At 29.1% G+C, this 13,749-nt stretch carries 13 protein-coding genes; all 13 read left to right on the plus strand.

Features of this window, described 5'->3' with window-relative positions:
- Positions 1 to 280: 280 nt before the first annotated feature.
- A complete protein-coding gene (locus NMG68_RS00685) occupies positions 281 to 835 on the plus strand; it encodes an NUDIX hydrolase (RefSeq protein ID WP_255034793.1) in 555 nt (184 codons plus the stop codon).
- A 1-nt stretch (position 836) separates the two neighbouring features.
- Positions 837 to 2,726 carry a DNA polymerase III subunit gamma/tau gene (dnaX, locus tag NMG68_RS00690; protein ID WP_255034794.1) on the plus strand — a complete coding sequence of 630 codons (1,890 nt, stop codon included), beginning with the start codon at positions 837 to 839 and terminating at the stop codon, positions 2,724 to 2,726.
- A 32-nt stretch (positions 2,727 to 2,758) separates the two neighbouring features.
- Positions 2,759 to 3,064 carry a YbaB/EbfC family nucleoid-associated protein gene (locus tag NMG68_RS00695; RefSeq protein WP_255034795.1) on the plus strand — a complete coding sequence of 102 codons (306 nt, stop codon included), beginning with the start codon at positions 2,759 to 2,761 and terminating at the stop codon, positions 3,062 to 3,064.
- 27 nt (positions 3,065 to 3,091) lie between these two features.
- Entirely contained in the window at positions 3,092 to 3,709 is a 618-nt protein-coding gene (locus tag NMG68_RS00700; protein WP_255034796.1) for a toprim domain-containing protein, read from the plus strand.
- Positions 3,710 to 3,917: 208 nt separating this feature from the next.
- Positions 3,918 to 5,549 (plus strand): ABC transporter ATP-binding protein, encoded by a 1,632-nt coding sequence (locus tag NMG68_RS00705; protein WP_303623044.1) that lies wholly within the window; start codon positions 3,918 to 3,920, stop codon positions 5,547 to 5,549.
- A complete protein-coding gene (locus NMG68_RS00710; protein ID WP_255034798.1) occupies positions 5,536 to 7,185 on the plus strand; it encodes an ABC transporter permease in 1,650 nt (549 codons plus the stop codon). The genes NMG68_RS00705 and NMG68_RS00710 overlap by 14 nt, the downstream gene beginning before the upstream one ends.
- Positions 7,185 to 8,117, plus strand: coding sequence for an ABC transporter permease (locus NMG68_RS00715; protein ID WP_255034799.1), 933 nt, complete (start codon positions 7,185 to 7,187; stop codon positions 8,115 to 8,117). The genes NMG68_RS00710 and NMG68_RS00715 overlap by 1 nt, the downstream gene beginning before the upstream one ends.
- Before the next feature lie 77 nt (positions 8,118 to 8,194).
- Positions 8,195 to 8,905, plus strand: coding sequence for a purine-nucleoside phosphorylase (gene deoD, locus NMG68_RS00720; RefSeq protein WP_255034800.1), 711 nt, complete (start codon positions 8,195 to 8,197; stop codon positions 8,903 to 8,905).
- A gap of 67 nt (positions 8,906 to 8,972) precedes the next feature.
- A complete protein-coding gene (gene deoC, locus NMG68_RS00725; RefSeq protein ID WP_255034801.1) occupies positions 8,973 to 9,647 on the plus strand; it encodes a deoxyribose-phosphate aldolase in 675 nt (224 codons plus the stop codon).
- 4 nt (positions 9,648 to 9,651) lie between these two features.
- Positions 9,652 to 10,911, plus strand: a complete 1,260-nt coding sequence (locus tag NMG68_RS00730) for a thymidine phosphorylase (RefSeq protein WP_255034802.1) — start codon at positions 9,652 to 9,654, stop codon at positions 10,909 to 10,911.
- Complete coding sequence (gene cdd / locus NMG68_RS00735; RefSeq protein ID WP_255034803.1) at positions 10,901 to 11,299, plus strand: cytidine deaminase; 399 nt, start codon at positions 10,901 to 10,903, stop codon at positions 11,297 to 11,299. The genes NMG68_RS00730 and cdd overlap by 11 nt, the downstream gene beginning before the upstream one ends.
- Before the next feature lie 32 nt (positions 11,300 to 11,331).
- Complete coding sequence (locus NMG68_RS00740) at positions 11,332 to 12,957, plus strand: phospho-sugar mutase (RefSeq protein ID WP_255034804.1); 1,626 nt, start codon at positions 11,332 to 11,334, stop codon at positions 12,955 to 12,957.
- 42 nt (positions 12,958 to 12,999) lie between these two features.
- A complete protein-coding gene (gene tpiA / locus NMG68_RS00745; RefSeq protein ID WP_255034805.1) occupies positions 13,000 to 13,749 on the plus strand; it encodes a triose-phosphate isomerase in 750 nt (249 codons plus the stop codon).

The raw sequence follows: 13,749 nt of genomic DNA on the forward strand, positions 1-13,749 counted from the left end.
TTTAGCGTTTGTTAAACATCTAAATAAACTAGATAAATTGATATGTCTTATCATTATGTATATTTAAAAATATACATTCCCTTGATATATAAAAACGCTAGAACTTAAATAAAGATTTAATGGGATTATGTACTGTAATATAATTATTAATAATAAGATTATCTTATTATTAGAATAGATTCACTTAATGATTTATTGATTATGATTTTTATAAAAACATAAATCAAGTAAATTAATAGCTATCTAGAATTTTTGCTTAATAAGTTTTTAGGGTTAAACAATGAAAAGTAAATTACTTTATCACACTACGTATTTAAGTTTATATGAAACTGAAAAGGGTTTTGTATACGCACAAAGACAATCAATAAATAGTATAGCTTCGCTTTGTTTTAAATATGTTGATAATGAAGTAATGTATTTAGTTCATTATCAACCTATGCCAGAAATTGAAGTAAAAACAAAATGAGATGATTTATACCCTTGCCCAATAACGGGAGCTATAGATCATGGCGAAACGCCATTAGAAGCAGCTATTAGAGAAACTAAAGAAGAGGGTGGTATTGATATAAATCCTAATAATTTCTATGATCACATTGAATTTGTAGCTTCAACACAAATGAATGAAATTGTTCACTGTTTTGTTTTTGATGTAACTGGATTAAAACAAGAAGATCCTTTAACTGATGGTTCAATTTTTGAAGCAGTAGCAAAAAACAAATGATTAACCCAAAAAGAAATTGAAGAAATCTTATTTAATAAAAAAGAAGCATACTTATCTAGTTTATTTAACGCTTATTGATTAGTTCAAAAACACCTGAAGGAAAAACAAGACTAATATGATTAATTTTTATCAAAAATATCGACCAAATAATTTATCTAATATTATAGGGCAATCACATGTCACAAATATATTATTAAAAGCTAGTGCTAATGATCAATTAGCTACTGCTTATATCTTTCAAGGTACAAGAGGTATAGGTAAAACATCGATATCTAAGATATTAGCTAAAGCTTATAATTGTTTAAATAAGAAAAATGGTGATGTTTGTAATCAATGTACTGCTTGTACATTGATTAATGAAAATAAAGCTCAGGATGTTTATGAATTAGATGCTGCTACTAATAATGGTGTAGATGAAATTAGAAGAATTATTGATGCGATTAATTATGCACCAATGAATCTTGCTAAGAAAGTATATATTTTAGATGAAGCGCATATGCTAAGTAATGGTGCATGAAACGCTTTGTTAAAAACTTTAGAAGAACCTCCAAAGCATGTAGCATTCATATTCGCTACTACTGAATTCCATAAAATACCATTAACAGTAGTTTCTCGTTGTCAGAGCTTCAATTTCAAAAAACTTGATAAAAAAGATATTGTTGATGTATTAAAAAATGTCGTAAAAAACGAAGATATTAAGATAGATGATTCAGCAATTAATAAAATTGCTGATTTAGCTTCAGGTTCTGCTAGAGATTCGCTTAGTATTTTGCAACAATTATCGTTTGATAAAAACAATAAAATAACTATTGATAAAATTGATGAAACTTTTGGATTGATTAATCTTGAAATGAAGTTAATTTTCTTAGAGTTATTTAATGAAAAAAATGTTCAAGGAATTATCGATTTATTAAATGATGCTGAAACAAAAGGGATCAATTTTGTTTTATTTATCCAAGATATATTAGCTATTCTAATTGATGTTTTAGTATATGAAAAAACTAGTAATCCAATTTTATTAAAAACTTTAGACGAAAAACAAGTTAATAAATTAAATTTAAGTAATTTAAATGTTTTATCGTTATCTGAGTCTATCAACCAATTATTATCATCAAGAATAACTCATAATAATATCAAAGAAAGTTTATTGTTAATGGCTTTGAGTTATTTTGAAAAATACGGTTATGAAACTCAAAATATAACCAAAAAGAATAACAATAAAACAGATGTTAAATTATTTGATAAAAATGATAGTAATGAAACTATAAAAACAGAAGAAAAAAGCGGCAAATTTGAAGAAAAACAACTAAGAAAAGTAGAACAAAAACAAACTAAAAATAAAGAAGAAAATAATGATTCAAATAATTTAATTGAAGAGAAAAAATTTGATGATAATTTACTTAAAGAAAATCTAGATAAAACAACTTTAATAAAAACTAAAAAAACTAATCCTGATGAAGTTGAATTTAATAAAGATACTCAAAAAGATGAAGTAGTTAAAGCGTTTAATGAAAATCGAATTAATGAATATTTACGAGCTGTTGCGATGTCAGTATTTAAAAATAAAAAACTGTCAAATAGCGAATTAAAAACTAATTTCATTGAAACTCAAAATAAATTTAAAAAAGGTGATAATTCAGAAAACGATTTATACGATAATATCGATCTATATCTTGATCAAAGCGCTTTATTTATGGTTACTGATAAAGCTGCCATCTTACTTATTGAAGATGATAATGTTGCTGAAATATTGAATTCACAAGATTATGATAATAACAGAGTTTTAACAATTAATCACATCTTCAAAAAAGAGATTTATATCTTTGCTATTACGAAGGAAAAATTAAATAAAATTTTCGCTGAAATACAAACAATAAAAGATTCCGATAAAATAAATTATTATAATAATTTGTATGAATCATTAGATGTTGATATTTTAAGAAGAATTAAAAAACAAAGAAATATCGTAGAAAACATCTATGACAAATTGAGAAAACCAGAATAATTTCAATTAAATATTAATTAAAGGTAAAAATTATGAATTTTCAAAATTTAGCTAACCAAATGAAAAAAATGCAACGCGAAATGGAAAAGAAGATTGCAGAATTTGAGGAAAAAGAATACGAATACGAATACAAAAAACTAATAAAGTCAGTAATCAAAGGTAATCTTAAAATCGTTAAGATTGAAATTAATAAAGACTTAATTGATCCAGAAGATCCAGCCACTTTACAAGAAATGGTTGCTGAAGCAATAAATGAAGCGATAACTGATTTGGAAAAGAAAAAAGACGAATTAACTAATACAATTACTCCTCCAATCAACTTCCCTGGTTTTAGATAATTTAATAATTAAATACTAATAAATAATATGGCGTCAGATTTAAATCTGAATGAGTTTAATAATCTAATAGAACAAATCAGCGATTTACCTAAGATTAGTTCCAAGCACGCAAAAAAAATTGTTCAACACCTAATGATGAAATCAGATCGTTATGTATATGATTTAATCGATGCGATGAAGCGTGCTAAATTGTCAATAAAAATATGTCGATTATGTCAAGCTTGATCAAATGATTCTATATGTAGCATTTGTTCTGATGATTTAAGAAATCAAGATGAATTATGTATCATAAGTTTTTTTGATGATTTGAACATTATCGAAGAAGCGCAAGCATATAACGGTAAATACTTTATTCTTAATCATGAAATATCTAGTAAGAACAAAAAGATAATTCAAGAAATTAACTTTGACTTATTACTAGAAAGAATTGAAAAAGAAAATATTAAAAAAGTGGTAATTGCTACTAACTTTACTCAAGACGGACAAACAACAGCTAACTATATTCAATTATTGTTAGCTAACTATGATCTATCAATTTATCGTTTAGGAATGGGATTACCTTATAATTCGTCTATTGATTATGCAGATACATTTAGCTTAAAGAGTGCTTTTGAGAATAAAAAACTAATAAAAGAAAAGAAATAAGGATTCTTTGATTAAATAATTAGTTATTTCTTAAGAAAGACTTCATTATATTTCTCAATAAGAATGAATGATTATAAAAAATAACTATTTTTTCTTTTCAATATTTCAACCTAGATAGCTATCTACATAGTTATTTTTTCTTTTTATTAGTAAAATAAGCACAGAAAAGGAGGATAATTGTTTGGATACACAAGGATACGCTCTAAGAATGGTCGATATCCATAAATCCTTCAATAACGGGCAGATTAAAGCTAATGTTGGTATTAATCTAAACGTTAAGAAGAATGAGATACACGCTATCATAGGCGAAAACGGAGCAGGTAAATCAACATTGATGTCAATCTTGTTTGGTTTATACAAACAAGATAAAGGACAGATATTTATATGAGATCGAGAGGTTAATTTTAAATCCTCAAAAGATGCTTCTAAATCAAGAATCGGAATGGTTCATCAACACTTTAAGTTGATCGATAACTTTAAAGTTATCGATAATATTATTCTAGGAACTGAAACAACTAAATTTGGAATCATTCGTTACAAACAATGCGTTAAAAAATTAGAAAGCCTAATTAAAGAATATAACTTTAAGATCGACTTAAATGCAAAGGTTTCTTCTTTAACTGTTGGTGAACAACAAAAAGTTGAAATCCTAAAAGTTCTTTATCGGGATGCAGATCTTTTAATTTTTGACGAACCTACTGCTGTATTATCAGATAACGAGATTGAAAGTTTTCTAGATATCTTAAGGGAATTTAAATCTAAAAATAAAACAATCCTTATTATTACTCATAAACTACATGAAATTAAAGCGGTAGCTGATTCAGCTACTGTAATAAGAAAAGGTCAGTATATCGGTTCAGTAGATGTTAAAACAACATCAATTGAAGAGATGGCTGAATTGATGGTAGGTAGAACAATTACTCCTTCAATTAACAATTTACCAGTAACTAATGATGAAGTTGTTTTAAGTGTTAAAGATCTAAATCTTAATAGTAAAACAGCTGAAGAAAAATATGATGAATTACTTAATAAGTCTTCTAATTTTGTTAAGACAACTGTTACCAAAGGATTAACTAAAGCTAAAGAAGTTGTTAAGAAATTATCTCAGTCATCAAATCTAAAAAGTAATATTAGCTTCGAGATTAAAAAAGGTGAAATCTTTGCGATTGCTGGTGTTGAGGGTAATGGTCAATCTAAGTTGATTGAAATCATCTCAGGACTTAAGAAAACTGAAGCTAAAAAGATCTTTTTTAGAGACAATGATAAATTAGTAGATATCTCTAAAATGTCGCTTAAAAAAAGGGTTAATTTAGGAATCTCATTTGTTCCTGAAGATCGACATAAACACGGATTAACCTTAGATCAAAGTGTTCGAATCAATTCAGTAAACAACTTAATTGATAAAAAACCGTTTTCAGCTAATGGTCTAATTGTTCCATTTGAAATAGCCACTTACGCGCAAGATATTATTGATAAATTCGATGTAAGAGGTACTGCTAATGGTACAGCTAACACAAGAGCATTATCTGGTGGTAACCAACAAAAATTAATTATTGGTCGTGAAATGACTAAGAAGCATGAATTGTTAATTCTAGCTCAACCTACAAGAGGTCTTGATGTTGGTGCTATTGAATATATTCATGGGCAAATTATTGAAGCTAAAAAACGAGGTAAAGCAATCTTATTAGTATCATACGAACTTGATGAAATCATGGCGTTAGCTGATACGATTGCAGTTATCAACCGTAATAGCTTTATAGGTGTTGGATCGAAAGAAGAAATGACTAGATCTAAAATCGGTCAATTATTAGCAGGAGAAGCTATCAATGAATCTATTTAAAAAATACCCGGGATTTTTGATTGGTTTTGATCGTCTTTTTTATCGAAAAGAAAACAAACTAACTAGAAGAAGAATATTAAGCGTTATTATCTTAATTATTACCGCTTTAATGTTAATCTTTGTAATCTTGATATCAACAGGGGTTAATTCTAATGCTTTCTGAGCGTTGTTTAACAACGGACTAAGAGGACAAAAAGAACAACAGGATTTTATAACTAATATCGGGATCTTTACATTAGCTGGACTATCTTTTGGATTTGCTATGCAAGTAAAGATCTTTAACATTGGGATTTCAGGGCAGATGTTAGCAGGCGCTTCTTTTGCTTTTATAATTACTCATTACCTAAACAAAGCAGGGTTTGCTCCAGCATATGGTGGACAATTAATTACGATTGTTTTATCAATGTTTGTGGCAGCATTTGTTTCTGTTCTTACAGGTATATTTAAAATATACCTAAAGATCAATGAAGTAGTATCTGCAATCCTACTTAATTGAATTATCTTATTAATAGTTGGTTCGATTATTAACAACCATTTTATTGATAATAGCCAAAAAATAAATGGTAGTTTTACTTCAATAAAATTTCCGGATGAATATTCATTCTATGTTGTTAATGGATCTAGTCCATTTACAAGTAACACTGGATGAATTTGAACGATTTCAGTAACTGCTGTAGCTGTTGTTGTTATTTGAATCTTATTAAGATTTACTGTATTCGGTCACAAGATTAAAACTACGGGTTTATCAAGTACTTCGGCTGAGTATTTTGGTTATAATAAAAACTTATTACAACTATCTTCATTTGCTATATCTGGAGCAATTGCAGGAATACTAGGAGTAGCTGTATATACTGGCCAAGCTTCTCAAGCTATTGATTTTAGTTCAGTTGGTAAATTTGGTTTAACTTCAGTTCCTCCAGAAGGATTCAACGGGATTGCGATTTCACTAATCGCACTTAACAACCCTTGGGGAATTGTTATTGTTTCAGCTCTATTTTCATTAATCTCAGTAGGTCAAGGTCCAGCTAACCTACCAGACCCTCAAACGCTGCCATTATCACTTGGAGTTTTAATGTATATGATATCAATCTTCGGGTTGATTAATTACTTAAAACCATGAAGATGGATTATTATGAAGATTTATGGCGGAGATAATATCACCTATTACCAAAATCTTGAGAATAATATGGCGGCTTTATCTGAGAACTATCGTTTTAAAGTCAAGAAATTAAAAAAAGAATTAAGAAATGAACTTAACAAGAAATATAAGAACAAGTTACAGATTTTCTTAATGTCTTCAATTGTTGGTATTAAGATCTTATTCTTAAAGCAATACAAAGACGAGATCATTAAATACAAAGAAAAATATATTAATGATCGTATTGGTAATATTAATGAGTTTTATCACGCTTGTGTTTTTAATACGATTCTAGATACAGAAAGAGCGATTAAAGATTACGAAGAATCTAAAAATGATAAGTTTTTGAAAAAGATTGACAGTTGGAAAAGTTATGAAAAACGAATTCAAAAACTAGTTATCGGATTAGATGACGGATTAAAATCACAAGTTGATAAACATGTTAAATTGATTAATGAAAAAATCAGTACGATAAATACGAATAAGGAGGTTAGATAATGTTTTCAACAACACAATTAGATCAATGACTAATTCTAGCTCCTGCTTTAATCCTTGGTGTTTTTGGTGGGTATTTATCTGAACGCGTTGGTATTGTTAATATTGCTATTAACGGTACGATGACATTTGGTGCAACGTTCTTTGTTATTTTTTCAAACATCTTTTTAAAAGCTAATAATTCTATAACTAGTGATGGATATAACTGAACATTTATAGCGTCAATATTATTATCAGCACTATTATCAATTCCTGTGGGAATCTTATTTGGTTTTGCCACAATAAAACTTAAAGCAGACCATGTAATAGCGGGTACAGGAATTAACTTATTAGCTACAGGGATCGGTCAGATCTTATCAGACCGATCATCAGCATTATTTGCTAAACCAAGTCTAGATAATGCTTATAGTAGAACATTAAGAGCTAATAGCGTTAGTGATCAAGCAATTATCGTTTTTGTTCTATTTATTGCGTTTTTCATTATCTTATATGTGGTAATGAATTTTTCTAAAATTGGTTTAAGATATCGAGCTGTGGGTGAGAATCCTAACGCAGTTGATTCACAAGGAATCAATGTTACTAAATACCAATGAATGGGAATTATTTTTGCTAGTATTGTTGCTGGTTCTGGTGGTGCTTTATATGGTTATTACCAATCTGGTAGAGCGTTTGCTGGGGATGTTGATGGTGTAGGATTTATTGCTTTAGCAATCCTGATTGTTAGTGGTTGAAAACTTTTCCCGATTACAGCAATTGGTTTAATATTTAGCGCTTTATTAATTTATTCAACATCAACAAGTGATGTAAATGATGCAAATAAATATTTATTAAGAATTATTCCTTATGCTTTAACATTGGCTACTATGTTGGTATTTGGTAAGTTCTCAATAGGACCTAAAAACGTGGGTAATCATTTCGATAAAGGATTACGATAATAAAAATTTTTTAGTTATTATGTTTTATTAGTTTTAAGATATAAAGATATAGATATTTCAAGAAAGGTAAGAATAAAATGACTCCACACATCAAAGCAAAAAAAGAAGAAATTGCTAAAACAGTTTTAATGCCAGGAGATCCGTTGCGTGCTAAATGGATTGCTGAAACATTTCTAGAAAATCCTAAATTAGTTAATGAAGTAAGAAACATGTTTGCTTTTACTGGTAAATACAAAGGCAAAGAAATTACTGTAATGGGTCACGGAATGGGTAATCCTTCAATTGGGATTTATTCGCATGAACTTTATAATGTTTATGATGTTGAGAACATTATTCGGGTTGGTTCTTGCGGTGCTTTAGTTGATAACATCAATTTAGGTGATGTGATTCTTGAATCTGAAGCATTTAGTGAATCACCTTATTCTATGCTTATTGGTGTTGATGTTAAGAATAAAACTAATTACCCTTCACAAAAATTATTAGATGTATCAAGACAAACTGCTAAAGAATTAAATATTAAATACCACGAAGGTTTAGTAATCTGTGAAGATGCTTTTTATCAATCAATCTACACTCCTAAACAAGCAAATGAACAATGAAATGCAATAGCTGTTGAAATGGAAGGATTTGCTTTAAATGCGAACGCAATTAAAGCAAAGAAACATTCAATGACAATATTAACAGTTTCAGATTCATTAATAACACATGAAGAAATGAGTCCAGAAAAACGTCAAACATCATTCAATGACATGATTGAATTAGCGCTAAATGTGGCTATTAAACTATAAGGTTATATCAATACTTAATCATATTATTACCAACTTAAGATCGGTTAGATCTATAAATTAAAAAACTATGAGTATATTTAAATTTAATCAGTTAATTGACCATACATTATTAAAAGCTAACGCTAATTATGAAGAGATTCAAAATCTTTGTCATGAAGCTATGCAATATAATTTTTTTAGTGTTTGTGTTAATCCAGCTTATATTAAAACTGCTAAAAAAATCCTAGAAAAATCTTCTGTAAAAGTATGTACAGTTGTTGGTTTTCCATTAGGTCAAACTTTTACTGAACAAAAAGTTTATGAAACTAAAACATCAATTAAAGCGGGTGCTGATGAGATTGATATGGTGATTAATATCCCAGAATTGATTAATAACTGTGCTTGTGTTATTGATGAGATCAGAAAAGTTAAGAAAGCTTGTGGTGATAAGATCTTAAAAGTGATTGTCGAAACCGCGTTGCTAACTGAAGATCAGATTAAAAAAGCTACTTTAGCTTGTATTGATGCCGGTGCTGATTTTATTAAAACATCTACAGGGTTTTCAACTCGTGGAGCTAGTTTAAATGACATTAAAATCATGAAACAAACAGGTCAAGATAAAATCTTGATTAAAGCAAGTGGTGGGATTTCAAGTGCTAAGGATCTTATTGAATTCGTGAAAGAAGGTGCTGATCGAATTGGTACTTCACGTTCAGTTAAATTAATGCAAGAATTAGAAACGCTTGATTTATCTAATAAATAAAGCTATGAATATTGTTGAAATAATTGATAAGAAAAAAAATAAAAAAGTTTTAACCAAAGAAGAAATAGGTTTTTTTATCAACAAAACTGTTGATAAAACAATTCCTGATTATCAGATTAGCGCATTGTTAATGGCAATCTGATTCAATGGTCTAAATGAAGATGAACTTTATTATTTAACTGATTTCATGATCAAATCAGGTAAAACATTAAGTTTTGATACCAAAGAAAAAAAATCAATTGATAAACACTCGACAGGTGGTGTCGGGGATAAAGTATCAATTGCTCTAGCGCCTGTATTAGCTTCATTTGGTTTTAAGATCTCTAAGATGTCAGGTCGTGGTTTAGCTCATACTGGTGGCACGATTGATAAACTAGAATCAATTGGTGTTGATTGTTCGATTAGCATTGATGAAGCTAAAAAGATCCTTGATGAAAATGATATGTTTATCATTTCCCAAACTGATGATTTAGTTTTAGCAGATAAGATCTTATATGCAATTAGGGATGTTACTTCAACAACTGATTGTTTGGATCTTATTGCTTCATCAATTATTTCTAAGAAATTTGCTATCAATTCAGATTACATCTTCATTGATATCAAATATGGTGCTGGTGCGTTTTGTCAAACAATTGAACAGGCTAATGAACTTAAGCGAAGAATGCTTGTATTAGCTAAACGCTTTAACCGTCATTTAGTTTGTGAATTGAATGATATGAATGAAGTTTTAGGTAATAGTATTGGTAATGCGATCGAGATCAAAGAAGCAGTTGCTTATCTTAAGAATGAATTAGATAACAAGAATTCTTTTAAGATCTTAATGGATAATTTGTTATCTGAAATCCTTGTTGAAACCAAAAAGTTTGATAACAAAAATCAAGCTCTACAAGCGCTTAATGAATTATTAAATACTACTAAACCATTTGATAAATTTATTGCTTGAATCAAATCTCAAAAAGGGGATTGGTTAGCTGTTAGTGAAGATCGTTATTTTAATCCGAAATACCAATACGAGATTAAAGCCAAACAAGAAGCTAAAATAGTTTATACATCACCAGTTGATCTAGCATTAGTTTCATTAGAACTAGGAGCAGGAAGAAAACTTAAAAATCAACCAATTGATTTTCAAGCAGGTATTTATTTACATAAAAAATCTAATGATCATCTTAAAAAAGATGAAACAATCATGACATTGTATTCGTCTAAACCAATCGATCAAGTGATTATTGATAAAGCGTTAAGTACAATAAAATATGAAACATAAAGAACTATTAGAGCTATTAGATAAAGCTTATTGTGTTTATTCTAATTTTCGCGTAGCTTGTATATTGGTTGATAGTAATGATCAAGAATACAAAGGTGTTAATGTTGAGTCAGCTTCTTACCCAGTAAGTTTATGCGCAGAAAGAAACGCAATCGGTTGCATGGTGACTAATTCAAATAATATTCCATTAATTAAACATATTCATTTGATGACAGATTCGATGGATAAGAATTCTTCACCTTGTGGAATGTGTCGCCAGGCATTATGAGAATTCAGTGATGACGATACTTTAGTAACAATTTATTTCAAAGATCAAACCAGTAAGACATACCAATTCAAACAATTAATTCCATTAGGATTTAATTACAAAGCACTAAATGCTAAATAATTAATAATAAGATTAAAGATAAGATAAATATTATGAACAGTGTTAAATATTGATTACATCATCCAAAAGTGAGCGATGAATTAAAAGAACAAATTAAAGCGATGTCTAATGAAGAATTAGCATACGCTTTTGATGATAAACCACTAGCATTCGGAACTGCTGGAATAAGACAAAAAATGGGTCCAGGATTCCAATATTTAAACGACTTTACTTACGCACAAATGGCGTTTGGTTATGGTCGTTTTTTAATTGATAAATTCGGTTACTCACCAAGATGTGTGATTGCACATGATAACCGTAAAAACGGCGTACATTTTACTAAGATAATTACAGATGTATTAACATCAATGGGGATTCAAGTATATTTATTTGATAACAATAAAATTACTTCAACACCATTATTGTCTTACGCAATTCCTAGATGTAATGCTGATGGTGGGATTAATGTTACAGCATCACATAACCCTAAGACTGATAATGGGTTTAAAGCATATAATGAAAAAGGTGCTCAGTTATTAAAAGAAGATGGGCAAAAAGTTATTGATTTCATGCCACAAAGCTACGAAATCCTAAACTTGGAATATGAGCCTAATGACCGCTTAGTTAAGTTTATATCTGATGAAGTTTATGATGCTTACTTTGCTGATGTTTATCAAAATTTATACAAGACAGATCAAAAAGAAGTTAAGGACTTTAAAGTAATCTTTAGCGCACAACACGGGGCATCTTCTTATTGATTGCCTGAGATGTTAAGAAGATTTAATTACAATGTTATTCCTGTTAAAGAACAATGTAAGTATGATGAAAACTTTAGCTTTACTAAATCGCCTAACCCTGAAGCTAGAGAATCTTGAGATCTAGCATTACAATACGCAGATCATTATAATGCTGATATTATGCTGGCTACTGACCCTGATGCTGATCGCTTAGCAGTGGCTGTTAGACATAACAACGAGTTTAGATATCTTAATGGTAATGAGATGGGAATCATCTTTTGTTACTACATCTTAAAACACAAAAAACTTAATAAAACTCCTTATGTTGTATCATCATATGTATCAACTAACTTAATTGATCGTATTATTAAGAAATATAACGGCGTTGTTTATCGTGTTGGAACTGGTTTTAAATGAATCGGTAATAAAATTAACGACCATAAAGATCAAGAAGATTTCATCGTTGGTTTTGAGGAAGCAATCGGTTCATTAACATCAACGATCACCTTAGATAAAGATAGTTTTCAAGCGGCTGCTTTAGCGCTTGAAATTCATAATGAATGTCTAAAACGTAAAATTACTATGGTTGATTTCTTAGAAAGAGAAATCTATCCACAATTTGGATTTATTCATAATGAAACAATAACCAATAAAATTTCAGGTTTGGATTGAAAACAAAAAGCAGTCAACTATATGAAACTGCTTGGTAATTACAAAGATCAAACAATTAACAACAGAAAGATTATTGAAATCAAATGAAATGAAAATGGTGATTGTTTAGATTGAATCTTGGAAAATGATTCTTGAATCAGATTCAGACTTTCTGGCACTGAACCAAAATTTAAATTTTATTATAATTTTTATGGAAGTTCGCTTAAGAATCTTAAGTTAGAAGCTGAAGCAATTACTAAAACACTTAAACGCTTCATAGGTCTTTTATAAAAAGATCAATAATTAGGAATTTAATAATAGAAATAAAACGAGATGAAAAAATACATATTTGGTAACTGAAAGACATTTAAAAACACAAAAGAAGTTAATGAATTCTTTGATGTTTTAAATGTGAATGATTTAACAAAATATAGCAACACAACTTTCGGTGTGGCTCCTGTTTTTGTTCATTTAGATTTAGCTAATCGCATTAAAAAGCCTGAATGTTTAATCTTAGCTCAAGATGCTAATTATATTAAAGATAAAGCTAATACAGGAACTGTTAGCTATGATCAACTAAAAGACATGCAAATTACTCATGTAATCATTGGTCATTCTGAAAGAAGAACTTTATTTGGTGAAACAGACGAATTAATTAACCAAAAAGTTAAGGTTTTATTAGAAAACAAAATGACACCAATCCTATGTATTGGCGAAACATTAGAACAATACGAAGCTAATAAAACTAATGATGTTTTAAAAGAACAATTACAAAAAGATCTTAAAGATATTCCAAATGAACTTTTTGATAATTTAATTATTGCTTACGAACCAGTATGAGCGATTGGAACTGGTAAGACCGCTTCAAGTCAAACTGCCCAAGAAGCAATCTTATACGTAAGAAAAGTTTTAGCAGAAATCTCATCAACTGAAATAGCATCAAGAGTACCAATTCTTTATGGTGGATCAGTAAATCCTGATAATATTTCAGAACTTTTATCTCAAAAAGATATCAATGGAGCGCTAGTGGGTGGAGCTTCATTAGATCCTAATAAATTCCTTAAATTAATCGAGGCAAAATAA

The organism is Mycoplasma bradburyae (assembly GCF_024338845.1).
GTDB classification, from domain to species: Bacteria; Bacillota_I; Bacilli_A; order Mycoplasmatales; family Mycoplasmoidaceae; genus Mycoplasmoides; species Mycoplasmoides bradburyae.